Here is a 24,324-nt window from a genome sequence, read left to right as displayed (position 1 = left end):
CATGCCGGAGAAAGCGATGCGGGTATGCGGTCAGTCGGGCGCCCCGGAGCGCGGCGGGCCCCGCCGCCCGCGTCGTGGCGGCGGCCGCGCGGAGGGGCGTCTGCGCACGCGGGGCCTTCCGGAGTCGGACGGGACCGGAACACCCCGACGCTATTTGCTTGAAGTTGACGCGTCAATGATGGTTCAACGCAACTTCGCGCACTCGATGTCGACCGGTGCGACCGGTGGCGGTGCGGTGATCAGTCGATGCCCGAGCGCTCCACCCCCGCCACGATCCACCGCTGGAACAGCAGGAACACCACGAGCAGCGGCACGATCGACACCGCCGCCGCGATGAACAGCTCGTGCAGGCGCACCACTTGGGACGTGCTGAACGAGGACAGCGCCACCTGCACCGTCCAGGCATTGCGGTCCTGCCCGATCACGAGCGGCCACAGGAACGCGTTCCACGCCCCGATGAAGACGATGGTGCCGACGGCCGCGAAGACCGGCCGGGCGTTCGGCACCACCACGAGCCAGTACGTGCGCCAGGGGCCGAGCCCGTCGACACGGGCCGCGTCCTCCAGCTCCTCGGGGAAGCCCAGGAAGTACTGGCGGAAGATGAAGCAGGCGAACGCGGAGAACAGCGTCGGCACGACGAGCCCGCGCAGCGTCGAGACCCAGCCGAGCGACGACACCAGGACGAACGTCGGCACGAACGTCACCGCCGCCGGGACCATGAGCGTGCCCAGGATGGCGTAGAACACCTTGTTCGCGTGGCGGTACGGGATGCGGGCGAGCCCGTATCCGGCGAGCGAGGCGAGCAGCAGCGTGCCCAGGGTCGTCGCGACGGCGATGAGCGCCGAGTTGAGCAGCGAGCGCGCGAAGGGGACCGAGGTGTCGTCGAACAGTTCGCGCAGGTTGCCCCACCGCACGTCCGAGGGAAAGAACGTCCAGTCGGGCGAGGTGATGTCCTGCTCGGTGGCGAGGCCATTGCGGACCAGCAGGTAAAAGGGGATGAGGAAGAGCACGGCGAGCGCGATGAGAAGGACGAGACGCAGGGCGCGCCCCGCGCGGACCAGGGCGTCCCCCTCCCGGATGTGGCCGTTCCGCGGGGACGTCATCAGTCCGCCTCCTTCCTGCCGAGCCCGAACCAGCGGGCCTGCCCGACCGTCACCACCGCGATGATCAGCGCCAGCAGCACGGCGCCCGCACTGCCGAGGCCGAGGTTCTGCCCCTGTCCGAGAGCCGTGTAATAGAGGTAGACGAGCGGCGGGCGCGCGTAGGGCGGATAACCGCGGGCGTCGGAGAGCAGGTTGTAGAACTCGTCGAACGCCTGGAAAGCGTTGATGACGAGCAACAGCACGACCGCCACCGACGTGGCGCGCAGCTGCGGGAACGTGATGTGCCGGAACACCTGCCAGCCGGGCCGGGCCCCGTCGACGGCGGCGGCCTCGTAGAGCGTCGGGCTGATCCGCTGGAGGCCCGCCAGGAAGAGGATCATGTAGAACCCGGCCTGCAGCCACAGCCGTACGGTGACGATGACCAGCCAGTACCAGGGCGGGTCCGTGGTGGACAGCCAGGCGACCGGATCCGAACCGGCGTACCCCAGCAGAGTGTTGGCGAGCCCGAAGCGCACGCCGTTGAAGAGCGACATCTTCCAGATCAGCGCGGCGACCACGTAGCTGCAGGCCGCCGGGAGGAAGAAGACCGAACGGAAGAACGCCTGGGCGCGCCTCAGCCGGTTCACCATGAGGGCGAGGGCGAGCGAGGCGGCGTAGGTCGTCGGCACGATGAAGAGGGTGAAGACGCAGAACGTCCACAGGCTGGAGCGGAACGCCTCGTCGCGCAGGAGCGCCGTGTAGTTGTCGAGGCCGACGAACCGGTCAGGGGTGACGGTGTTGTGGGCGTCGAAGAAGCTCAGCCACACGCTCCAGCCGAGCGGGACGTAGGTGAACAGGCCGAGGCCGATGACGAACGGGCCGACGAAGACCCAGAACCAGCCCGCCCGGTTGCGGGCGATCCGCTTCGCCGTCCCCGGCTGTGCGGCGCTCACTCGGCGTTCACGCGGGCCAGCTCCGCGGAGACCTTGCGCACGACCTGCTTCAGCTCGCTCTCCGGGTTCGCGCCGTCCTTGATGATCCGGTTGAGGGCGTCCTGGTACGCGGTCTGGGAGGCCGGGGTCCACAGCAGCGGCTGCGCGTAACCGTGGTCGGTGGTGAAACGGACGGCGTCCGCCGCGGCGCCGTCCCTGAGCTTGTCCGCCTTCTTGGCGAGGGAGATCCGGGCGGGGATGTGAAAGCCGTAGCCGAGCGCGAAGTCCTCCTGGTAGTCGGTCCGGTCGATCCACAACCACTTCAGGAAGTCCTTACCGGCCTGCTGGTGCCTGCTGCGGGTGGAGACGGCCGCCGCGTACGCGCCGACCGGCACGGACGGGGCGCCGCCCGTGCCGTCCTTCGGGAACGGCAGCACGCCGAAGTCGTCGCCGAGCGCCTTCTGCACGGCGGGCAGCGCCCAGAGCCCCGACCACTGCATGGCCGTGAGCCCCTGCGTGAACGCCGACGGGTCCGACCAGTCCGCGGGGGCGCCGAGCAGCAGGGACTTGTCGGCGTAGAGGCGGTGCAGTTTGCCGAGGGCGCGGGCGGCCGCCGGGTCGTCGAAACCGACCTTGCCGTCCTCGGTGACGAGGGAGAGGCCGGCGGCGTAGAGCGGGGTGCCGCCGAGGACGCCGGCGCCCGCGTCGTTGCCGAGGAAGAGTCCCTTGACCTTCTTGTCGGTCAACTCGGCCGCTGCGTCCACGAGTTCATCGAGCGTGCCGGGCGGCCGTACACCCGCGTCAGCCAGCATGCTCTTGCGGTAGAAGAGCATCTGCATGTCGATGACCTGCGGGATGCCCCAGATCTTGCCGTCGTACGTCTTCGGGGCGAGCACGGCCGGGTTGAAGTCGTCCTTCACGCCCTCGAAGAGATCGGTGAGGTCGGCCACCTGCTTGCCCTGGATCTGGTCCAGGGACGGCCCGTTGACCTCGAAGACGTCCGGGCCCGACGTGGTGAGCAGCGCGGCGGCGGTCTGCTGGTCGTAGTTGCCGGGCCGCCACTGGACGTCGACCCGCGCCTTCTTGTACGCGGCGGCGTACTTCTTCACGGCCTGTTCGGTGCCATGCTCGCCGTACTGGTGGTACCACTGCGACAGGCGCGGCCCGTTGCCGGACCCGTCCCCCTCGTCGCGGCCGGTGTTGGACCCGCAAGCGGTGAGCAGCCCGAAGGCGGCGCCGGTGGCGAGCAGTCCCCTGCGGCTGATGGTCATGACACGTGTCCCCAGTCTCGGTCGTCGGTGTGCGGTGCGCGGGTGCGCGGGTGCGCGGTGCGAACCTGGTGTGCTTTTCCAGGGCGCCCAACGATCAACCCTGCACGGGGTTTTCGACGAGGGGACGACGAGCGTGTGTCAGCCTCCGCGACCCGCTCCGCGCACTACTGGCGCCGGCCGATCACGAGTTCCGCCACGACAGTGACTCCGTCAGAGAACCGCAGGCCGATACCCACAGGGACGGGGCCATGGGGGCTCCGGGTGACGGGGGTGGCGGGCTGGAGGGGGCGAGGGGTGCCCCTCGCGGTCATCCCAACAGCCCCCTGGACCGTGCGCACGGCGCTCCGCCTTCGCCCTCGACGCTCCCGCCTCCCGCCTCCCGCCTCCCGCCTCCCGCGCACGCACCCGCCTCCCACGCACGCACCCGCTCGCCCGAACAGCGGACCCCCTCGACATGCCGCGCGGCCGCGCTTGGCACAGGCTGGGTGGGCGCCATGTGTGTCCAGGTAGGTTCCAGCCGACGCGTCACCCTGAGGAGCAGGCCACCATGCCCACCGACGCCTTCCGTTCGGACGTGTCCCTGACGGTCAACGGCAGCCCGCACTGCCTCTCGCTCGACCACCGCACGACCGTGCTCGACGCCCTGCGCGAGCACCTCGGGCTCGTCGGCGCCAAGAAGGGCTGCGACCACGGCCAGTGCGGGGCGTGCACGGTCCTGGTCGACGGGCGGCGCGCGAACAGCTGTCTGTTGCTGGCGGTCGCCCACGACGGCGCGGAGATCACGACCGTGGAGGGGCTGCGCGGCGCCGCCGAGAACGAGCGGCATCCGCTCCAGGACGCGTTCATGGAGCGGGACGCCTTCCAGTGCGGTTACTGCACGCCGGGCCAGCTGTGCTCCGCCGTCGGCGCCCTCGCGGAGGCCGCGGCCGGCCACCCCTCCCATGTCACCGCGCCCGGCGCCGCGACCGGCGCCCCCGTGGCGCTGACCAGGGAAGAGATTCGGGAGCGGCTCAGTGGCAACCTGTGCCGGTGCGGCGCCTACCCGCACATCGTCGAAGCCGTCGAGGACGTGATCCGGTGAAACCCTTCGCGTATGTACGCGCCCGCACGGTCGAGGAGGCCACCGCGGCCCACGCGGGCCGGTCCGACACCCGCTATCTGGGCGGCGGCACCAACCTCGTCGACCTGATGAAGCTCGGCGTCGAGCAGCCGCACCACCTCGTCTCCGTCGGCGACCTGCCGCTCGACTTCGTCGAGGAGCTGTCCGACGGTTCGCTGCGCGTCGGCGCGACCGTGCCCAACAGCGATCTGGCCGCGCATCCGCTGGTCCGCGACCGTTTCCCGCTGCTGTCGCAGGCCCTGCTCGCGGGCGCGTCGGGCCAGCTGCGCAACATGGCGACGACCGGCGGCAATCTGCTCCAGCGCACCCGCTGCCCGTACTTCCAGGACACGGCGAAGCCGTGCAACAAGCGGGAACCGGGGTCGGGGTGCGGGGCGCGCGACGGTGTCCACCGCGACCACGCCGTCCTCGGACACTCGGCGCAGTGCATCGCGACGCACCCCTCCGACATGGCGGTGGCGCTGGCCGCGCTCGACGCCCGGGTGGAGCTGCGCGGCGGCGCGGGGCCGCGCTCGGTGCCGATGACGGAGTTCCACCGGCTGCCCGGCGACCGGCCGGAGCGCGACACGGAGATCGAGCCGGGCGAGCTGATCACGGGTGTGCTGCTGCCCGCGGAGGCCGCCGGACTGCCCTCCCTGTACCGCAAGGCCCGCGACCGGGCCTCGTACGCCTTCGCCCTCGCCTCCGTGGCGGCGGCGCTCGACGTGCGGGACGCGGTGGTCCACGACGTGCGGCTCGCGTTCGGCGGCCTCGCGCACCGGCCCTGGCGCGCGCTGCGCGCGGAGGAGGCGCTGCGGGGCGGGCCCGCGACGGACGAGGCGTTCCGCCGCGCGGTCGGCCTCGAACTCGACGCCGCGCAGCCGCTGCGCGACAACGCCTTCAAGGTGCCGCTCGCCCGCAATCTCGCCTGCGACGTGCTGCGCCGCCTGGCCGGCAACGCCGCCTGAACAGGACTGGACGGAGTAAGAGATCATGCCGGACACGGTCAGCGCCCTCGGTTCACCCGCCGCGCGCAGGGAGGGCCCCGCCAAGGTGACGGGCACCGCCCGCTACGCCGCGGAACACACGCCCCCGGGCTGCGCCTACGCCTGGCCCGTCCCCGCCACGGTGGCGCGCGGCACGGTCACGGGGATCGACAGCGCGGCGGCGCTCGCGCTCCCCGGCGTCGTCGCCGTCCTCACCCACGAGAACGCGCCGCGCCTGACCGAGCCGGAGGACGCGACGCTCGGCGTGCTCCAGGACGCGCGGGTCCCGCACTGGGGATGGTTCGTGGCGCTGGTCGTCGCCGACACCCTGGAGGCGGCGCGGGAGGCGGCCGCCGCCGTCCGGGTCTCCTACGCCGAGGAGCCCCACGACGTGGAGCTGCGCGCCGACCACCCGGACGCGTACGTCCCGGAGGACACGGACGGCACGTCGGGCGAGCACTTGCGCGGCGAGGCGGACAACGCGTTCGCCGCCGCGCCGTTCCGCGTCGACGTGGCGTACCGGGTGCCGCCGCTGCACAACCACCCGATGGAGCCGCACGCCGCGACCGCCGTCTGGCAGGACGGGCGGCTGACCGTGCACGACTCCAGCCAGGGCTCCACCAAGGTGCGCGACACCCTCGGCGACCTGTTCGACCTGGACAAGGACCGGATCACGGTGATCTCCGACCATGTCGGGGGCGGCTTCGGCTCCAAGGGGACGCCCCGGCCGCAGGCGGTGCTCGCCGCCATGGCGGCGAAGGTGACCGGACGGCCCGTCAAGCTCGTGCTGCACAGGCGGCATCTGCCCACCGTGGTCGGCCACCGCTCCCCCACCCTGCACCAGGTGCGGCTCGCGGCGGAGGCCGACGGCACACTGACCTCCGTGGTGCACGAGGTGACCTCCCACACCTCCCGCATCAAGGAGTTCCCCGAGACGGCCACCGCCCCGACCCGGGTCATCTACCCCTCGCCGCACGCCAGGACCACCCAGCGTGTGGTGGCCCTGGACGTGCCGAGCCCGTCCTGGATGCGCGCCCCGGGCGAGGCGCCCGGCATGTACGCCCTCGAGTCCGCGATGGACGAACTCGCGTCGGCGCTCGGCATGGACCCGGTCGAGCTGCGGCTGCGCAACGACACGGACACCGAGCCGGACAGCGGGAAGCCCTTCAGCAGCCGCCACCTGGCCGAGTGCCTGCGCGAGGGCGCCCGCCGCTTCGACTGGGCGCGGCGCGATCCGCGGCCCCGCTCGCGGCGTGAAGGGAACCTGCTCATCGGTACGGGAATGGCCGCCGCGACGTATCCGGCGATGGCGTCCCCGAGCCGCGCGAGCGCGCACGCCCACCCGGACGGCGGCTACGACATCAAGGTCAACGCCACCGACATCGGCACCGGCGCCCGCACGGTGCTCGCGCAGGTGGCGGCCGACGCGCTGGGGGTCGGCCCGGAGCGGGTCCGTATCGCGATCGGCGACAGCGACCTGCCGGACGCGCCGCTCGCGGGCGGCTCCTCGGGCACGGCGTCCTGGGGCTGGGCCGTCCACGAGGCGGGCAGGCGACTGGCGGAGACGCTGGCCCGGCGCCAGGGCGAACCGCTGCCGCCGGAGGGCGTGGGCGTCACGGTCGACACCAAGGGCACGGCGGACGCGGACAGCGACTACGCCCGGCACTCCTTCGGCGCCCACTTCGCCGAGGTCTCCGTCGACACGGTCACCGGCGAGGTCCGGGCGCGCCGCCTGCTCGGCGTGTACGCGACCGGGCGCATCCTCAACCCGCTCACCGCACGCTCGCAGTTCATCGGCGCCATGGTGATGGGCCTGGGCATGGCGCTGACCGAGCACAGCACCATGGACCCGGCGTTCGGCGACTTCACCGAGTGCGACCTGGCCTCGTACCACGTGGCCGCGCACGCGGACGTCCCCGCGATCGAGGCGTACTGGGTGGACGAGGACGACCCGCACGTCAATCCGATGGGCAGCAAGGGGATCGGCGAGATCGGCATCGTGGGCACGGCGGCGGCCGTCGGCAACGCCGTCCACCACGCCACCGGGGTCCGCCACCGGGAACTGCCCCTGACCCCGGACCGCATCCTGACCGGCGAGGAGGCGTAGTACGGGCCTCAGGCCACGAAGTCGGGCCGGAAGCAGGCCGTGACGTCCTTGCCGCGCGGGCAGGGATGCGCCTCCCAGGTCTCCGCGAGCGCGTCGATCAGCAGCATGCCCCGGCCGCCGAGGGCGTCCTCGTCCGGGGTGCGCGGCTTGGGCGGGCTCGGCGAGGAGTCGTGGACGGTGACGTGCAGGCAGTCGCCGTCCCAGGTCAGGACCAGCAGCGCGGTGCTCTTGGCGTGCACGTGCGCGTTGGTGACCAGCTCCGAGACGGCGAGCAGGACCGCGTCGACCGTGTCCGGCGCGTCGTCCAGCCAGCCGAGCGCGCGCAGATGGTCACGGGTCCAGTCCCTGGCCGCCTTCACACCGCTGTTCAGCGGCAGGGAGCGGGCCCACCCCACCGCGCGCAGGGAGGAATCGTCCATCGTCATGGCTCCTAGGGTTTTCGAGGGTCCCCCTCGTGTGCCCCCGAAAAGCCGGATGAGACGGGCCGTTCCCGACAGCCGTACCGTGGCGGGCCCTCAGTCCTTGCGGTCGGACCTCTTGCCGCGGCCCCGGCCGCCGAGCGGATGCCGTACGCGCAGCCAGACGTCGCGGGCGTGCCGCCCGGCCTCGGTGCGGCTGCGGGCCACGAGCGCGCGGGCCTCGTCGGCCGTCTCGACCATCGGCCCGGAGCCGCGCAGCGGCCGGCCCGCCGTCTCGTGCAGGAAGAACGTGGAGACGAGCCCGATCGCTCCGGCCACCATCAGGTAGTACGCGGGGACCAGCGTGTTGCCGGTCGTGTCCACCAGGAACGAGGCGAACAGCGGGGTGGTGCCGCCGAACACGGAGACCGAGATGTTGAAGGCGATGGACAGGGCGCCGTAGCGCAACCGGGTCGGGAACAGTGCGGGGAGGGTGGACGCCGAGGTTCCGGCGAAGACGACCAGGAGCAGCCCGAGGAGCACGCAGCCGAAGGCGGGCGAGAGGATGCCGCCCTCCCGGATCAGGATGAACGCGGGAACGGCGAGGACGATCATGGCGATGGAGCCGCCCATGAACATGGGGCGCCTGCCCCACCGGTCGGAACTGCGGCCGACGACGGTGATGGTGAGCACCACGAGCAGCATGGTGCCGAGCACGAGGAGCTGCGCGGTGGTGTCGCTCTCGCCGAGCGTCACGGTCATGTAGGTCGGCAGATAGGACGTCACCATGTAGTTCGTGACGTTGTAGAGCAGCACGAGGCCCATGCAGATGAGCACGGCCTGCCAGTGCTGGGTGAAGATCTCCTTGAGCCGGCCCTTTCCGGACTGCCGGGCCTCCTCGACGGGGTCGTCGGCCCCGCCGTCGCCGTCCTCCTGGTCGCCCCCCGCGTTCGCCACCTCCTGCTTGAACGCGGGGGTCTCCTCCAGCTTCAGGCGCATGTAGAGGCCGATGAGACCGAGCGGCCCCGCGATGAAGAAGGGGATGCGCCAGCCCCAGCTCTCCAGGCCGTCGGAGCCCAGGGTCAGGGTCAGGACGGTGACCAGGCCCGAGCCGAGGGAGTAACCCACGAAGGTGCCGAAGTCGAGCCAGCTGCCGAGGAAGCCGCGGCGCTGGTCGGGCGCGTACTCGGCGATGTAGGTGGTGGCGCCCGCGTATTCGCCGCCGGTGGAGAAGCCCTGCACGAGACGGCAGACGAGGAGCAGCAGCGGGGCGGCGAAGCCGACCGAGGCGTAGGTCGGCAGACAGCCGACGGCGAAGGTGCTGATCGCCATCATGATCATGGTGGCGGCGAGGACACGCTGCCGTCCGATGCGGTCGCCGAGCGGTCCGAAGACGAGGCCGCCGAGCGGCCGGACGAGAAATGCCGCCGCGAACGTGGCGAACGTGGAGACCACCTGGGCGCCGGGCGAACTTGAGGGGAAGAAGACTTTGCCGATGGTGCCCGCCAAATAGGCGTAGACCCCGAAATCGAACCACTCCATGGTGTTGCCGAGCGCGGCCGCCGTCACCGCGCGCCGCACCGCGGGACGGTCCGAGACGGTCACGTCCTCGGCGCTCAGCGCTTTTTTACGGCGCCGCAGAACGGTGCGCACCATGCGGTCCGTCGCAGCGCTGGACCTGCGTGTTTCGTGCGGAGAGCCTTTCACCATCAGGCTTTGTCTCCCTGTGCCGGGTGCCGCTTTTGGCCGTCGGCCCTGAAAGTCGTCTCGGCGCAAAATTATGTCGCCCTTAATGGACCGGCAACCGGGCGGGACTTTCGTCCTGTGTGAGACGAGCTGAACGGGACATAAGAACGGATGCCGGAGCCGATCGGCCGGGAGGACAGCCCCCGGGCGGCTTTCGCATCGACGACTCGAACGACACGGAAGGACCAACTCGTGGGCATCATCGCCTGGATCCTCATCGGGCTCATCGCAGGAGCGATCGCCAAGGCCCTCATGCCGGGCAAGGACCCCGGCGGCTGCCTCGTCACCATCCTGATCGGCATCGTGGGCGGACTCCTCGGCGGCTGGCTGGGCAAGGTCATCTTCGGGGTGCACTCCATCAACGGCTTCTTCCATCTCTCGACATGGATCGCGGCGATCGTCGGATCGGTGATCGTGCTGCTGATCTACCGCCTGGTGACGGGTCGAACGGCTCGCTGACCTCGCCGCCCCACCTGGCCGACCGCGCGCCGGGCTGCTCATGACGAGCAGCCCGGCGCGGTCCGTTTCCGGGCGCGTCCGCCCATGTCACACCCGTTGACGCGGATCGCTCCCGCGACGAAGAATGTGCGGCGCTCCCCTTGTGACAACGTTGTCCGTGCTTGTTGAGGCAGAGAGGCCGTGCACGTGCCGCACATCCCCCGCCAGGTCGAACGCCGACGGTTCCTCCAGTTCATCGGCGCCGCCACCGGCACCGCGACCGCCCTGCCCGCGGTGCTCGGCACCCCGGCGGCCGCGGCGTCCACCACCTCGGCGTCCACGACCTCGGCGTCCGGCGCCGACGGCCGGGCCGAGACCCCGCCCGACGCCGTGGCGGCCACCTACCACCGCGTGCTGCTCACCCACACCCGCTGGTCCGAGACCCAGTGGGACGAGGCCAAGGGCTACTACACGGACAAGGACTTCGGCTTCGCCGTCGTGCTCGGCAACGCCGTCCTGCTCACCCACGGCACCTACGACAGCGACCGCGCCGGTATCGACCGCGACACGCTCAAGCGGCGTACCCTCGCGACCCTGCGCCACTTCGCCGCGTCGAACCGGCTCACCGGCGGCACCCAGTGGGGCCGCAGACTCTTCTTCGACACCACGTTCCAGTCGTACTTCGTCCTCGCCGCCCGTCTGCTGTGGGACGACCTCGACGCCGCGACCCGCGACGCCGTCGACACGATCACCCGCGAACAGGCCGCCTACACGGTGTCGCTCGGCACCGGCGACGACCCCGACTCCGGGGACTGGACGCCGAACGGTCTTTCGGGCGGCCATGTCGGCGACACCAAGCTCGAGGAGATGGGCCTGTACGCGCAGACGCTCGCGCCCGCCCTCGCCTGGGCCCCCGACGACCGGCGCCGCGCCGACTGGTCCGCCGCCTACGGCACCTGGTCGCGCAACGAGGCCGGACTGCCGCCCGCCGACCTCGCCAACCCCGCGCGCGTGGACGGCGTCCCCGTCTCCCGCAACACGGCCCGCAACCTGTACGACACGTTCATCGTCGAGAACCACGGCTCCTTCGGCCCGCACTACCAGGAGGAGCTGTGGCGCACGTCCGGCCGCAACGCGGCGCACTTCCTCGCGGCCGGGCAGCCGCTGCCCGAGGTCCTGAGCAGGCAGCCCAACGCCGCGCCGCTCTGGCAGACCCTCCTCGGCGTCATGAGTGACGCGGGCGAACCGCTGATGCCGATGGTCGACGACCGCGAGCACCTCTACGGCCGGGACGTCATCCCGCTGGCGTTCCTCGCCCGGGTGACCGGGGACCGGGCGGCGGCCCGAGCGGAGGAAGAGCTGGCCGCGCGCCTGGAGGCATACCAGAAGTACCCGCCGGAGTACCGCCTCGCGAAGTTCTCCGGCGAGCCCAAGTACGAGCCCGAGGCGCGCGCCGAACTCGCCATCAGCTACCTCCTGCACGTGTGGGCCGCCGCCGCGGGCCGCGAGGTACGGCCCCTCTCCCGCACCGAACTCTTCGAACGGGCCGCGGGCGTCACCGACTTCGGCACCGGGCCCGGCCTCGTCTCGCACCAGACCCGCGCGGCCTGGGCGGGCGCGGTCACCAAGCCCGGCTTCGTGAAGTTCGCCTGGCAGCCCGCCCACGACGACTGGCTGTTCCGGCTCAGCGGCGCCACCCCGATGTTCCTCCCGGCGACGAACGCGAAGGTCGCCTCCCGCTCGGTGCGCCTCTACGAGTCCCTCCGCGACGGCTTCGACGGCAGCGCGACCCTGCTGCGCCTCGCGACCGGTTTCGCCGGGTACACGACGCTGCCGACGGGCGCGGTCGTCTACGCGACGGACGGCACCGCCCCGGGCGAGGGCCACCTGGAGATCCACAACCTCACGATGCCGGGCGTCGCGGGTCTCGACGGCTCCCGCACCTACCGCTACGAGGAGGGGCAGGTCACCGTGGAGGCGCAGGACGCCAAGGCCGCCGCGCCCGCCGCCTCGTCCGGCCGCGTCGACGAACTGACCTTCCCCGCCACCGAGGTACGCCACGTCCGCATGCTCGGCGTGCGCCCCGACCCGGCGTACGGCTACTCGCTGTACGCCGTCGAGGTCCGCCACGGCTCGGACGGCGGCGACCTGGCACGCGGCCGCACGGCGAGCGCCTCCTCCGCCGACTCCGGCAAGGGCGCCGCGCTCGCGGTGGACGGCGACGCGGTGAGCCGCTGGGCCGTCGCCAAGGCCGACCGCTCCCGCGCCGACAGCTGGTGGGCCGTCGACCTCGGCGCCGCCCAGGAGATCGACCGCGCCACCCTGCGCTGGGAGGCCGCCGCCGGCCGCGCCTACCGCCTCCAGGGCTCGCTCGACGGCGAGCAGTGGGACGACCTCGTGTCCTGGCCGACCCCCACCGTGAGCAGCCGCGGCGGCTGGCTCGACGTCGACGGCCGGGCCGGTCTCGTCGTACGCGGCGGTGAACTCCCCCTCTCCGTCTACGACGACACGATCGTCCTGGCCGACGGTCCCGCGGCGCCGCTCCTGGTCGAGGGTTTCCCCGACGCCTCCCCCGGCAGGCTGCGCGCCCTGGCCCGTACGGCGGCGCCCACGACGGACACGGAGGCGGTGCGCGCCGCGCTCACCGACGACCACCTGAGCCTGTTCAACCTGTCGGACGAGCCCGTGACGACACGGGTCGCACTCGTGCGGGGCGGTGCGCGCGGGGCCGTCTTCGAGGGCGTGGCCGTCTTCGAGGGCGTGGTCGTCTTCGAGGGCGTACAGGAGACGACGCGCGACGGCCTCGCGTACGAGACCCGGCTCGACGCCGCGTCGGCGTGCCTGCTGCCGCCGCGCTTCACCCTGTCGCCGCTGACGGGGCGGGCGTTGCCCGCGGGGCTGCGGGTGGAGGTCGTCGACGGCGCGACCCTGCGGCTGTCCGGCGCCTCCTGCCGCGTGCGCGTGGAGGGCCAGGGCCGGCGCGCCGTGGCGACGGTGCGGCCGGGCCGGACGACGACGGTCACCCTGCGCGGCGCCGCCGCCCACCCGCACGACGATCTTGCCCTCGGCCGGACCACCTTCCCGACGAGCCCCCTTCCCCCGTCCATGACGGACCCGGCGGCGGCCGTCGACGGCGACCCGCACACCGCGTGGACCCCGGGCGCGGACGGCCGCCTCGTCGTCGACCTCGGGGCGGAGCGGGCGGTGCGGACGGTCGAGGCCGAGTGGACCACCGGCAACGCGCCGGCCGCGCAGGTCGAATGGAGCCGCGACGGCATCGCCTACCAGCGCGCGGGCACCCTCACCGGCCACGGCCGCACCCGCCACCTCTCCACGCCGGGCACGGCGCGCTACGTGGCACTCAAGGTGACGGGGGAGGTTCGGCACGGGGCACGGCTCGTGCGGCTGACGGTGCGCTGAGAAGTACGGCCGACCGGGGCTCCCGGGGCGCGCGTTAGCATGCCTCCCATGTCGTCGGAGTCCCCGTCCCGTCCGGAATTCTTCACGCCCGAGGCCGATCCCGGCGCCCTCGATGATCTTCGGGCGCGGCTGCGTGCCACGCGGTGGCCGGACGCGCCCGAAGAGGCTGGATGGTCGCTCGGCACCGACCTCGGTTACCTCCGTGAACTGGTCGCCTACTGGGCCGACGGCTTCGACTGGCGGGCCCAGGAACAAGCCCTCGCACGGCTGCCTCGTTATCGCGTACGCCTGGGCGGGCTCGGCATCCACTACGTGCACGCGCGGGCCGTCACCTCCGGCCGTCCCGCCCTCCCCCTGATCCTCAGCCACGGCTGGCCGGACTCCTTCTGGCGCTACGCGAAGGTCGTCCCGCTGCTCACCGACCCGGGGGCGCACGGCGCCGACCCCGCCGACGCGTTCGACGTGATCGTGCCCGACAACCCGGGCTTCGGTTACTCCGACCGCCCGTCAGGGGCCCCGCTCGACACGATCGCGGTCGCGGGGCTGTGGGCCGAGCTCATGTCCGTACTGGGCTACGAGCGTTTCGGCGCGGGCGGCGGCGACCTGGGCAGCCATGTCAGCCGCTACCTCGCGCTGGACCACCCCGACCGGGTCGTCGCCGTCCACCGCACGGACGGCGGGCTCCCCGTCCTCACCGGTGACCCGGCCGGGCTGACGCCCGAAGAGCGCGCCTGGTTCGACGAGGTCAAGGTGTGGGGCGCCCGCGAGGGCGCCTACGGCGCCATGCACAGCACCAAGCCGCAGACCGCCGCCTTCGGGCTCACCGACTCCCCCGCCGGGCTCGCCGCCTGGATCGTCGAGAAGATGCGGGCGTGGAGCGGGGGCGGCGGCGACATCGAACGCGCCTTCACCAGGGACGAGATCCTGACGAACGTCACGCTGTACTGGCTGACGGGCACGATCGGTTCGTCGATGCGGATGTACCACGCCAATGCCGCCATCGACACCGCGCAGCGCACCCGCAGGGTCGATGTGCCGTCCGGTTTCTCGATCTTCCGGGGCGACGTCGTCCGGCCGCCGCGCGCCTGGCTGGAGCGCACCACGAACCTCGTGCGCTTCACCGAACCGGAACGCGGCGGCCACTTCGCGGCGTTCGAGGAGCCCGAGCTGTACGCGGAGGAACTCCGGGCGTTCTTCCGGCCGTTCCGCTGATCGGCCGTTCTGGTGCCCTACGCCCCGGGCTCCAGCTCGGCGTACACGATCAGGTTGTCCACCGGATGCCCCTGCGCGTCGAAGGCCCCGTCGCAGGTGATCAGGCGCAGGGCGCGGCTGTTGGTGGCGCCGTAGACCTTCCGCGTCGGGAACGTCCTCTTGCTGACGGTCTCGGTGGCCGTGACGGTGAAGTGGGCCGTCTTGTCGGCGGAGTTGCGGACGGTGATGTCCGCGCCCTTGCGGAGCTTGCGCAGGTCGTGGAAGACGGCCTTGCCGAACCGCGTGTCGTTGTGCCCGATGATCACCGCGGGGCCGCGCTCGCCCGGCGCGGGTCCGCCCGTGTACCAGCCGGCGGTCATGCCCTGGTCGGCGGGCGGCACCTCGACCGTGCCGTCCCCGTTCAGGCCGAGCGGCAGCAGGGCGCTGTCGATGCCGAGGGAGGGGACGGTCACCCGGGTGGGGGTGGCGGGGGTCCCGGACGCGGGGGCCCGCCCGGAGGGCGTCGCGACGGTACGGGCGTCGCCGCTGATCCGCGTGCCGGTGCCGGATTCGCACGCCGTCAGCAGGGCGAGCAGGACGGTCAGCGGCAGGGCGACGGCCACGCGCCGCGTCGGCTGGTGCACAGGTGACTCCTGAGGGGCGGGGAGCGGGGAGCAAGGCGGCGCCGCCTCCGTACGGGCCGGCGGCGGCGCCACGTGGAGGGCTCGTCAGCGCTGGTGCGACGCGCGGCGGCGGAGCGCCACCGTGCCCGCGCCCGCGAGCAGCGCCGCGGCGGAGAGCGATGTGACGAGGCCGGTGGAGCCGGTGCCGCCGTCGGAGACGGGGCGTTCGCCCGCGGCGACTCCGCCGCGCGGCGCGGCGGCGGCGGCCGCGCGCTTGCGCGCCTCGTCGCTGCCCGGCGCCGCGGGGACGGGGCTCGCCTTGTCGGCGCGCTCCGCCTTCTCCGCGGCGGCCCGCTTGCGGGCGACCTCCTCCTCGCGCGTCGCCGGGGCGGGGGACGCCTTGTCGGCCTTCTCCGCGGCGGCGGCCTCGCTCGCCACCGGCTTCGGCGTCGTGTCGGAGGCGAGGGCGGCGCCGGCCGGGGCGAGCACCCCGGCGGTCACGGCCGCCGCGACGGCGGCGGTGCGCACGACGGAGCGGCGGGGCCGCCGGTGGGAACCTCGGTGGGACATGGTGTGCACTCCAATACCTGGACGCGGGCGGCCGGTCGGCCGCGCCGTGCCGACCGCCGGGCGGCGTCCGCCCTTGATCGACAGGCCCAGGCTCGCGTGGAGTTGTGAAGAAGCTGTCAGACCGCTGTGGTCATCGCATCAGGGCGTCCCGGCGGAGTGCGCCGCGGGCGCCGGGCCCGCGATTGGCAGCCGCAGCGTGAACACCGAACCCTCGCCCTCCGTACTGGCCGCCGTCGCCGAACCCCCGTGCGCCTGCGCCAGTTTGCGCACGATCGACAGGCCGAGCCCGCTGCCGCCGGTGCGCCGGTTGCGGGACTTGTCCGCACGCCAGAACCGGTCGAAGACGTAGGGCAGGTCCGCCGCGGAGATGCCGCTGCCGGTGTCGGCGACCTCGACGACGATCTCGTCCCCGGTGTCGGTCGCGCGGGCCCGCAGGGTGACCGTGCCGCCGGGGCCGGTGTGGCGGATCGCGTTGGACACCAGGTTGGCGACGGCCTGGCGCAGCCGTACGGGGTCGGCCCGCAACTCGGGCAGCGGCGCGGCCGGTTGGTCCACCGACACCGACAGGGTCACGGCGGCCGTCTCCGCCCGCACCTGGTGCGCCGTGGCGACCTGGCCGAGCAGTTCCTCCACCCGCACCGGGCGCGGGTGCAGCCGCAGCGCGTCCGCGTCGGCCGCCGCCAGGTCCTGTAGGTCGTCGATGAGGTGCTGGAGTTGCACGGCCTCTTCGAGGAGCGAGTCAATGAACGCCGGGTCGGGGTCGGCGACGCCGTCCTGTGCCGCTTCCAGCCAGCCCCGGATGGTGCTGAGCGGGGTGCGCAGTTCGTGGGCGACGTCGCTGACCATCGCCTTGCGCTGCTCCTCCAGGCGGGTGCGGTGGGCCGACATGTCGTTGAACGCGGCGGCGAGCCGGCCGATCTCGTTGTCCGTCGTCACGGGCACCGGCTGGGTCTCCTGGCCGTCCTTGAGCCGCTGGGCGGCGCCGGTCAGCGCGTACAGCGGGCGGACGAGGCGGGTGCCCGCGAGGACGGACGCGCCGACGGTCAGGGCGAGGACGAGCGCGGCGACGCCCGCGATCTTCGCCGTGTTCCGGGGCGAGAGGTCGAAGCCGGGGACGGTGGCGCCGCCCTGGTCGCCGATGAAGAGGAGCACGGGCGCGGCGACGTACGAGGTGAGCTGTTCGCGCCGGGCCGTGCCGACGCAGGTGGCGACGGTGCGGTCGTCCTGCGCGGTCTCGGCCGGGGCGGGCGCCGGGACCGGGACCGGGGCCGTCCGGGCCGCGGCCTCGGCGGCCCGCCTCTTGGCGGCCACCGCGCGTGGTCCTTGCTGCCAGGTGAGGTCGAGGGCGAGATCCACGCGGTCGTGCCCCTGCCGCTTGAGGCAGGAGTTGGTGAGCCGGGTCAACGCGCTGAGCGCCTTGCCCTCGGTTCTGGTCGGTTCGTCGAGCGCGCCCGTCCCGCACTTGTAGTAGCCCGGGTCCTCCGCGCCCGGACCGACCGGTTCGACCGTGGGCCGTCCGCTCGGGCCCACGACGACGTCGGCGGCGATGCCGAGCGAGCGCAGGCACGCCTTGTTCCGCTCGGCGAAGTCGCGCAGCGTCGTCCGCTCGGCGCCGGGCAGCTTGAACGGGCCGACCGCGCGCGCGTCGATGCGGTCCGTCGCCGCGTCCTGGCTCCCGGTGCGGGCGGAGGCGAGCGCCGTGTCGACGGAGAGCGGGTCGACGGTCGCGGACGCCTGCGCGGGCAGGGTCCCGGCCGGCTTGCGCCCGGCCGAGTCGGCGAGGGGCGCGCGTCCTTGCGTGGTGAGGGTGATGTGGCGGCCGGTGGAGTCGGCCAGTTCGCGGACGACCTGGTCGACGCCGTCCCAGCGGGGGTGCGTGGCGGCGTAGCCGAGGAGGGTGTCGTAGATCCTCGTGTCGTCGGCGAGGTTCTGGCCCTGTTCCTGCTTGATGGCGCCGGACGTGGTCTGCACGGCGAGCCAGGCCGTCGCCGCCACGGAGCAGGTGGCGACCAGGACGGAGACGCCGAGGAGCCGCCCGCGCAGGCTCTTGCGCAGCGGCGGCCGGTCCGTCCCGCCGCCTTCGGCGGTCCTACGCCGACGCATCGCGGGCGCCCTTCGCCGGGTCCGTCAGCTTGTAGCCGACGCCGAAGACGGTGAGCAGCCGGACGGGGCGGCGCGGCTGCGGCTCGATCTTCTTGCGGAGGTTCATGACGTGCACGTCGACCGTGCGGTTGCTGATGTACCGGTCGAAGCCGTGCAGTTCGGCGAGGAGCATCTCCCGGCTGAAGACCCGGCCCGGCTCGGCCGCCATCGCCGCGAGCAGCCGGAACTCCCCCGGCGTGCACTCGACGGGCGCCCCGTCCACGGCCACCTCGTGCCGGTCGGGGTCGACGACGAGCGAGCCGACGACCAGTCGCGCGGACGCCGGGCCCGTCGCGCCGCCCCTGCGCGTGCGGCGCAGCAGGGTCCGTACCCGCGCCATCAGCTCGCGCGGGCTGTACGGCTTGGTCATGTAGTCGTCGGCCCCGAGGTCGAGGCCGAGCAGCAGGTCGTCCTCGGTGCTGCGCGCGGTCAGCATCAGGACCGGGGCCTCCCGCGCCTCGGCGCGCAGCACCCGTACGACGTCGAGGCCGTCGGTCCGCGGCATCATCACGTCGAGGACGAGGAGGTCGGGCTCCCTGAGCCGGACCTCCTCGATGGCCTGCCGCCCGTCCCGTACGACGGTGACGGTGTGGCCCTCACGCTCCAGGTAGCGGCGGACCAGCTCGGCCTGTTTCTCGTCGTCTTCGGCGACCATGACGTTTGCGCACACCCCGCAGATCGTAGGCGAGGCGCGGGAACAGGTGTCCGGTCGGTGCACAGCCAGGATCTCAGCCCCGGCGCAGCCTGAACGGGGCGTACACGAGCAGCGCCGTCCCGAACGCGACGTAGTAGCCGAGGTCCGCGCCGTGCAGCGCCTCGGCCACCGGGCCTACGTACAGCGAGGTGTTCATGAACGGGACCGTGGCGGCGAACGCGGCGAGGAACGCGGCCAGGGCGGGCAGGAGCGGCTGCCGCTCCGCCTCCTCCGCCGCGAGGTCGACGGGGGCGCCGCCCCGCGCGCGGGCGCGGGCGCGCCAGTCGACGAGGACGACCGCGACGAAGCCGGGGATCCAGTAGCCCACGAACAGCAGGACGTTCTGGAAGCGGGCGGCGGTGTCGGCGGCGTGCATCCACAGCACCAGCGGAAAGCCGAGCAGCGCGGCGAGCGCGGCGGCGAGCGGCCGGGGCAGCCGGGCGCCGATGGTCTGGAGGGCGAGCGAGCCGCTGTAGTCGTTCATGGCGTTGCTGCACAGCGCGGCGAGCGCCACGGCCAGGAGTCCGACCGAGCCGAGGACACCGCCGCCGAGCAGGGTGTCGACGCCCTGCGCCGTCTGGTCGGTGAAGACGGAGGCGCCCCAGAGCCCGAGCGCCTGCACGGCCGTGAAGGAGACGACGACCCCGGCGAGCGTGCACCAGAACATGCGGGCCGGGGACGTGGTGCGCGGCAGGTAGCGGCTGAAGTCACTGGCGTACGGGGCCCACGAGAGGGCGAGGCTCAGCGCGATGGTGGTGGTCAGCGCGAACGCGCCCGCGCGGTCGGCGCCGCTCACGCCCCCGTGGCCGGACGGGGTGACCCCGGTGTGCGCCAGACGCAGCGCGAGGGCGCAGAAGGCGACCGCGAGAACCGCCGTCATCCACTGCTGGAGGCGGTGGATCGCCTCATAGCCCAGCGCGCCGAACGCGCCCTGGGCGGCCATCATCACGAGCGCCCCGAGCCAGAACGGCCAGCCGCAGAGCCGGGCGAGCGCGTCGCCGCCGAACAGGCCGATCAGCGCGTCCCAGGCGATGGAGGACAGCCACTGCAGCGCGCCAGGGACGACGACGCCCCGGCCGAACGCGAGCCGTGCGAGCGGGAGTTGACCGGCGCCGGTGGCGCTGCCCCAGGTGCCGAGGTAGGCGGTCGGCACGGCGCCGAGCACCGTGCCGAGGACCACGGCGGCGAGCGCGGTGGCGAAGTCCAGGCCGAGCGCGATGCCGACGGTGCCGGTGAAGACGCCGCTCATCGTCAGGTTGGGCGCGAACCACACGGTGAAGAGGCGTCCGGCGCCGCCGTACCGGTGGCTCGCGGGAACGGGTGCGATGCCCCGTGCCTCGGGCCGCCAGTCACCGGGCGCGGTGGGCATACGCCCGTCGAAGGCGGCCTCGCGGGGCCGTGGGGAAGCGTGCGGCATCGACATCTCGCTGACATCCCTCCGCCAGTGTTAACTGGTTCAGGTTCTACGGGTGTGATCTCAGCCCCGTCATCAGCGCGGGGCACCCCGTGTCGGGCAGTACCGCAGCGCACCCTACCCTGTCGTCCATGAGGACCATCGGCCTGATCGGCGGCATGAGCTGGGAGTCCACGGCCGAGTACTACCGGCTGCTCAACGAGCTGACGCGGGAGCGGCTCGGCGGGCTGCACTCGGCGCGGATCGTGCTGCACTCCGTGGACTTCGCGGAGATCGAGCGGTTGCAGGTCGCGGGCGACTGGGACGAGGCGGGGCGCGTCCTGGGCGCGGCGGCCAGGAGCCTGGAGGCGGCCGGCGCCGACCTGCTGCTGATCTGCACGAACACGATGCACAAGGTCGCGGACCAGGTGCAGGCGGCCACCTCGGTGCCGCTGCTGCATCTCGCCGACGCGACGGCGGACGCGGTCCGCGCGGCGGGCGCCCGGCGCGTCGGCCTGCTCGGCACCGCGTTCACGATGGAGCAGGACTTCTACCGCGGCCGCCTGGCGGGCCACGGCCTGGACGTGCTGGTCCCGGACGAGGCGGGCCGGGCGCTCGTGCACCGCGTGATCTACGAGGAGCTGTGCCTCGGCGTCGTCCGGGACTCCTCGCGCGCCGCGTACCAGGAGGTCATCGCCGACCTCGTGGACGCGGGCGCGGAGGGCGTCGTCCTCGGCTGTACGGAGATCGAGCTGCTGATCGGCGCGCAGGACAGCCCGGTCCCCGTCTTCCCGACGGCGCGGCTGCACGCCGAGGCGGCCGTGCGCGAGGCCCTGCGCGACGCCACGGTCTGAGACCTCAGGACGCCGGTTCCCCCAGCTCCTCGGGGGCCGCCGGGTGGAGGGCCTTGACGGCGTTCGTGACGGTGGCGTGGATGCCGCCCGTGAGCCGGTCCGCTCCGGCGGCGCGCAGCGCGGAGCGCGCGGCGGTGCCCGCGACGAGCGCGACGGAGCCGCCGTCCGGCTCCCCCTCCGTCTCCAGGCCCGTCTTGACGAACTGCCGCACCGCGCCGGAGGTGCAGCGCTCGACGCCCAGGAAGTTCACCGCGAAGAGCCGCTGCCCGGTGCGTGCCATCCGCTTGAGCAGGCCGCACAGTGCGGCCGCCACCGCGTCGTCGAACGTACCGCTGTCGTCGAACGCCCCGGCGACGTCGACGACCAGGACGTCACCGGCGGCCCAACGCGCCGGGAAGGTCACCCGCGCTCGCTCCATCTCGGTCCCTCGGTCCTCGGGCCGCGCATCGGCGGCGGCTCGTGTGCGGGGCGCCTACCCCGGCCCGCACGGCGCACGCCCCCCATCATGCGGCGCACCGGACGCTGCGGGACAGGCGCTTGCGGTGCCCGGCGCGGGGCAAGCGGCCGGAATGAAGGCAGCGACGAAGTTCTCCGCCCGGCGCCTGGCGGCCGCGGCGACCGGCCTGGCGATGGTCCCCGCCCTGGTGGGGTGCGGTGGTGGCGACGGGGACGGTCATGGCGCGGTGCACGGCGCCGAGTTGGCCGCGTCCGGCCTGCGGCTGACGATCACCACGGACAACGGGGTGCGGCTGCGGCCCACCGACGGTGACACGGTCGGCGTCGACGAGGCCGTCACCCACCGCTGGTCGCGCCACGACGACGCCCGTGTCCTCGATCTGTCCTGCCGCACCCCGGAGGGCTCCGGCCGGCCGTGTCCGCGTATGCCGGAGGTCGACGTCCCCGCAGGCACCGCCGTGACCGTCACCGCCCGCAATGCCGGGATCGACGCCGCGGGCCTGACCGGCCCCCTCGACCTGACCACCGTCAACGGGGATGTCACCGTGGCCGATTCCGGCGCGGGCGACGCGTCGCTGCGCCTCGTCACCCGGAACGGCTCCGTCCGCACCACCTCCGTACGCGCCTCGGCCCTGGGCGTGCGGACGGTCAACGGCGATGTCACCCTCGACTGCGCCACCGCCCCGCGCCGGGTGTCGGCGCGGACCGTGAACGGGTCGGTGGACGTCGCCGTGCCGCACGACGCCCCCGGCTACCGGGTGGACGCCACGACGGACAACGGGCACCCCGCGATCACCCTCCCGGCCGCCGACGGCTCCTCGCGCACCATGACGCTGGCGACCGTCAACGGCGACGTGCGGGCCGACCGCCTCTAGCTCTCGCGCGGCTCCCCCGGCCGCAGGCTCAGGACGAGGTCGCGCGGGAGGCCGTGCGTGTCGTGCAGATAGTGCAGGTCGTCCTCGTCGAGCGGGCCCTGGAAGCGGGGCCGGGCCAGCACCTGGCGTCCGCGGGACAGCAACTGCCCGAAGCGGCGCTCCTCGTCCAGGAGCACCCGCCGCACCTCGTCCGGGTCCACCGGCTGCCGGAAGTGGTCGAGGGTGTGGCACACCAACTGCCGCGGAAAGTCACCCAGTTCGCGTGTGGAGTCGTCGCGCCACAGCACGGTGAGGGCGCGGCGCAGCAGGCGGCGCAGCACGTAGCCGTGGCCGGTGTTGCCCGGTCGCACCCCGTCCCCGACGACCACGACGGCCGACCGCAGATGGTCGGTGACCAGGCGCCAGGAGGGCTCGTCAAGGCGCCACACGGGCGGCAGTTCGCGGCGCCAGGGGTCGAACACGTCGCACTCGTAGACGGAGTGCCTGCCCTGGAGGAGGGAGACGAGGCGTTCCAGGCCGAGGCCGGTGTCGACGTTGCGCTGCGGGAGTGGCACGAGGGAGCCGTCGGGCAGGCGGCGGTGGCGCATCATGACGTGGTTCCACACCTCGACCCAGCGTTCGTCCCGGGTGGGTGTCGAGCGCGGCGGGGTGTCGCCGGTCCAGAGGAAGATCTCCGAGTCGGGTCCGCACGGTCCTGTGGGTCCGTTGGACCACCAGTTGTCCTCGGCGGTGAACTCCACCGGAACCCCGCGCTCCTGCCAGACGCGCAGGGATCCCGTGTCCTGTTCCACCTGGTCGTCGCCGCCGAAGACGGTGGCGTGCAGCAGCCCCGGGTCGACGCCGAGCCCCTCGGTGAGCAGGTCGTATCCCCAGGTGAGGCTCTGCGGTCCCGCGTAGTCGCCGAGCGACCAGGTGCCGAGCATCTCGAAGACCGTCAGGTGGGTGGGGTCGCCGATCTCGTCCACGTCGGTGGTGCGCAGGCACCGCTGCACGTTGACCAGGCGCCGCCCCTGGGGGTGTGGTCGCCCTTCCAGGTACGGGGTGAGGGGGTGCATGCCCGAGGTGGTGAAGAGCACGGGGTCGCCGGGCGGCGGGAGCAGGGTGGAGCCGGTGATGCGCCGGTGGCCGCGGTCCTCGTAGAACTCGGTGAACGTCCGGATGACGTCTTCGGTGGTGAGGGTGGGCTGCGTGGTCATGGGGGTGACTCCTTCGCGGATGAGCGAAAGGCACCGGACACGAGTCCGCACGATCGGGCGGGTACCGGCATCGGAACCGGGAAACCATCGGCGGGCCGTCTCCGGTCGCCGATGGTCGGGAAAACGTCAGGCGGCGGCAACCGGCGAGCTGGTCGCTCGCGCGGTTGCCGCGGTGGTGCACAGGCCCATGACGTTCATGTGCGCCACGGTAACGCGGTGCCGCCCGGATCGCCCATGATTTACGCTCCGCCCGGGACGCGCCCTAGACGTTGACGCCGTAGTCGAGAGCGATGCCGCGCAGCCCGGACGCGTAGCCCTGGCCGACGGCGCGGAACTTCCACTCGGCGCCGTGCCGGTACAGCTCGCCGAAGACCATGGCGGTCTCGGTGGAGGCGTCCTCGGAGAGGTCGTAGCGGGCGATCTCCTGGTTGTCGGCCTGGTTCACGACGCGGATGAAGGCGTTGCGCACCTGGCCGAAGCTCTGGCCGCGGGTCTCCGCGTCGTGGATGGAGACCGGGAAGACGATCTTGTCGACGTGGGCGGGCACGGCCGCCAGGTTGACCTTGACCGACTCGTCGTCGCCCTCGCCCTCACCGGTGAGGTTGTCGCCGGTGTGCTCGACGGAGCCGTCGGGGCTCTTGAGGTTGTTGTAGAAGACGAAGTCGCTGTCGGACAGGACCCGGCCGTCCGCGCCGCACAGCAGCGCCGAGGCGTCGAGGTCGTAGTCGGCTCCGGTCGTGGTGCGCACGTCCCAGCCGAGGCCGACGAGGACGGCGGTCAGGCCGGGTGCCTGCTTACTGAGGGAAACATTGCCACCCTTGGCCAGGGAAAGACCCACGGAACTTCCTCCA

The 24,324-nt window shown here is 73.0% G+C and carries 21 protein-coding genes and 1 riboswitch; of the genes, 8 read left to right on the top strand and 13 right to left on the bottom strand.

The window, feature by feature from the left end; all coding sequences use genetic code 11:
* Window positions 1-239 precede the first annotated feature (239 nt).
* Genes C1N81_RS40710 through C1N81_RS40700 form a run of 3 tightly spaced genes read right to left on the bottom strand, consistent with a single transcriptional unit; the run spans window position 240 to window position 3,285 of the window.
* Entirely contained in the window at window positions 240-1,103 is an 864-nt protein-coding gene (locus C1N81_RS40710) for a carbohydrate ABC transporter permease (RefSeq protein ID WP_394436456.1), read from the bottom strand.
* Entirely contained in the window at window positions 1,103-2,035 is a 933-nt protein-coding gene (locus C1N81_RS40705; protein ID WP_394436455.1) for a carbohydrate ABC transporter permease, read from the bottom strand. The genes C1N81_RS40710 and C1N81_RS40705 overlap by 1 nt, the downstream gene beginning before the upstream one ends.
* Window positions 2,032-3,285: an ABC transporter substrate-binding protein gene (locus tag C1N81_RS40700; protein ID WP_394436454.1), complete on the bottom strand. Its 1,254-nt coding sequence runs from the start codon at window positions 3,283-3,285 to the stop codon at window positions 2,032-2,034. Before C1N81_RS40700 ends, C1N81_RS40705 begins: the two co-directional genes overlap by 4 nt.
* A 547-nt stretch (window positions 3,286-3,832) precedes the next feature.
* Here C1N81_RS40700 and C1N81_RS40695 point away from each other — a divergent pair.
* The 3 genes from C1N81_RS40695 to C1N81_RS40685 are packed head-to-tail and all read left to right on the top strand — an operon-like array spanning window position 3,833 to window position 7,477.
* Entirely contained in the window at window positions 3,833-4,366 is a 534-nt protein-coding gene (locus C1N81_RS40695; RefSeq protein ID WP_394436453.1) for a 2Fe-2S iron-sulfur cluster-binding protein, read from the top strand.
* Window positions 4,363-5,352: an FAD binding domain-containing protein gene (locus tag C1N81_RS40690; RefSeq protein WP_394436452.1), complete on the top strand. Its 990-nt coding sequence runs from the start codon at window positions 4,363-4,365 to the stop codon at window positions 5,350-5,352. Before C1N81_RS40695 ends, C1N81_RS40690 begins: the two co-directional genes overlap by 4 nt.
* 25 nt (window positions 5,353-5,377) lie before the next feature.
* Window positions 5,378-7,477, top strand: a complete 2,100-nt coding sequence (locus C1N81_RS40685; protein ID WP_394436451.1) for a xanthine dehydrogenase family protein molybdopterin-binding subunit — start codon at window positions 5,378-5,380, stop codon at window positions 7,475-7,477.
* An 8-nt stretch (window positions 7,478-7,485) separates the two neighbouring features.
* Here the strand turns inward: C1N81_RS40685 and C1N81_RS40680 are convergent, their stop codons facing one another.
* Both C1N81_RS40680 and proP read right to left on the bottom strand, forming a co-directional pair.
* Window positions 7,486-7,896 (bottom strand): ATP-binding protein, encoded by a 411-nt coding sequence (locus tag C1N81_RS40680; protein WP_394438547.1) that lies wholly within the window; start codon window positions 7,894-7,896, stop codon window positions 7,486-7,488.
* Window positions 7,897-7,992: 96 nt separating this feature from the next.
* Window positions 7,993-9,531 carry a glycine betaine/L-proline transporter ProP gene (proP, locus tag C1N81_RS40675; protein ID WP_394436450.1) on the bottom strand — a complete coding sequence of 513 codons (1,539 nt, stop codon included), beginning with the start codon at window positions 9,529-9,531 and terminating at the stop codon, window positions 7,993-7,995.
* A gap of 282 nt (window positions 9,532-9,813) precedes the next feature.
* Here proP and C1N81_RS40670 point away from each other — a divergent pair, with 282 nt between their 5' ends.
* From C1N81_RS40670 to C1N81_RS40660, 3 genes are all read left to right on the top strand, one after another.
* On the top strand, window positions 9,814-10,080 hold the full coding sequence (locus C1N81_RS40670) for a GlsB/YeaQ/YmgE family stress response membrane protein (protein ID WP_394436449.1): 267 nt from the start codon (window positions 9,814-9,816) through the stop codon (window positions 10,078-10,080).
* 186 nt (window positions 10,081-10,266) lie between these two features.
* Window positions 10,267-13,479: a discoidin domain-containing protein gene (locus C1N81_RS40665; protein WP_394436448.1), complete on the top strand. Its 3,213-nt coding sequence runs from the start codon at window positions 10,267-10,269 to the stop codon at window positions 13,477-13,479.
* A gap of 48 nt (window positions 13,480-13,527) precedes the next feature.
* Window positions 13,528-14,691: an epoxide hydrolase family protein gene (locus tag C1N81_RS40660; protein ID WP_394436447.1), complete on the top strand. Its 1,164-nt coding sequence runs from the start codon at window positions 13,528-13,530 to the stop codon at window positions 14,689-14,691.
* Between the two features lie 17 nt (window positions 14,692-14,708).
* Here the strand turns inward: C1N81_RS40660 and C1N81_RS40655 are convergent, their stop codons facing one another.
* The 5 genes from C1N81_RS40655 to C1N81_RS40635 form a co-directional block, all read right to left on the bottom strand.
* On the bottom strand, window positions 14,709-15,314 hold the full coding sequence (locus tag C1N81_RS40655) for a class F sortase (protein ID WP_394436446.1): 606 nt from the start codon (window positions 15,312-15,314) through the stop codon (window positions 14,709-14,711).
* Between the two features lie 84 nt (window positions 15,315-15,398).
* A complete protein-coding gene (locus tag C1N81_RS40650) occupies window positions 15,399-15,863 on the bottom strand; it encodes a hypothetical protein (protein ID WP_394436445.1) in 465 nt (154 codons plus the stop codon).
* A gap of 138 nt (window positions 15,864-16,001) precedes the next feature.
* Entirely contained in the window at window positions 16,002-17,966 is a 1,965-nt protein-coding gene (locus C1N81_RS40645; RefSeq protein WP_394436444.1) for a sensor histidine kinase, read from the bottom strand.
* The gene (locus C1N81_RS40640; protein ID WP_394436443.1) at window positions 17,953-18,675 is read right to left on the bottom strand and encodes a response regulator transcription factor; all 723 of its coding nucleotides are present in this window, start codon (window positions 18,673-18,675) and stop codon (window positions 17,953-17,955) included. The genes C1N81_RS40645 and C1N81_RS40640 overlap by 14 nt, the downstream gene beginning before the upstream one ends.
* Before the next feature lie 58 nt (window positions 18,676-18,733).
* Entirely contained in the window at window positions 18,734-20,122 is a 1,389-nt protein-coding gene (locus tag C1N81_RS40635) for a purine-cytosine permease family protein (RefSeq protein ID WP_394436442.1), read from the bottom strand.
* Window positions 20,116-20,216: riboswitch (TPP riboswitch) on the bottom strand. It overlaps the preceding gene by 7 nt.
* Window positions 20,217-20,244: 28 nt before the next feature.
* On the opposite strand from C1N81_RS40635, the gene C1N81_RS40630 reads away from it, so the two are divergent.
* Complete coding sequence (locus C1N81_RS40630; RefSeq protein ID WP_394436441.1) at window positions 20,245-20,946, top strand: aspartate/glutamate racemase family protein; 702 nt, start codon at window positions 20,245-20,247, stop codon at window positions 20,944-20,946.
* 4 nt (window positions 20,947-20,950) lie between these two features.
* Here C1N81_RS40630 and C1N81_RS40625 read toward each other — a convergent pair whose 3' ends face one another.
* Window positions 20,951-21,349: an STAS domain-containing protein gene (locus tag C1N81_RS40625; RefSeq protein ID WP_394436440.1), complete on the bottom strand. Its 399-nt coding sequence runs from the start codon at window positions 21,347-21,349 to the stop codon at window positions 20,951-20,953.
* A 166-nt stretch (window positions 21,350-21,515) separates the two neighbouring features.
* Here C1N81_RS40625 and C1N81_RS40620 point away from each other — a divergent pair, with 166 nt between their 5' ends.
* Window positions 21,516-22,277: a DUF4097 family beta strand repeat-containing protein gene (locus C1N81_RS40620; protein WP_394436439.1), complete on the top strand. Its 762-nt coding sequence runs from the start codon at window positions 21,516-21,518 to the stop codon at window positions 22,275-22,277.
* Here C1N81_RS40620 and C1N81_RS40615 read toward each other — a convergent pair.
* Both C1N81_RS40615 and C1N81_RS40610 read right to left on the bottom strand, forming a co-directional pair.
* The gene (locus tag C1N81_RS40615; protein WP_394436438.1) at window positions 22,274-23,473 is read right to left on the bottom strand and encodes an alanine--tRNA ligase-related protein; all 1,200 of its coding nucleotides are present in this window, start codon (window positions 23,471-23,473) and stop codon (window positions 22,274-22,276) included. The two genes, C1N81_RS40620 and C1N81_RS40615, sit on opposite strands and share 4 nt — an antisense overlap.
* A 262-nt stretch (window positions 23,474-23,735) precedes the next feature.
* The gene (locus tag C1N81_RS40610; RefSeq protein ID WP_394436437.1) at window positions 23,736-24,311 is read right to left on the bottom strand and encodes a TerD family protein; all 576 of its coding nucleotides are present in this window, start codon (window positions 24,309-24,311) and stop codon (window positions 23,736-23,738) included.
* Window positions 24,312-24,324: the final 13 nt, after the last annotated feature.

This window comes from Streptomyces sp. SGAir0957 (assembly GCF_043523415.1).
This window is presented reverse-complemented; position numbering and strand designations above follow the sequence as displayed.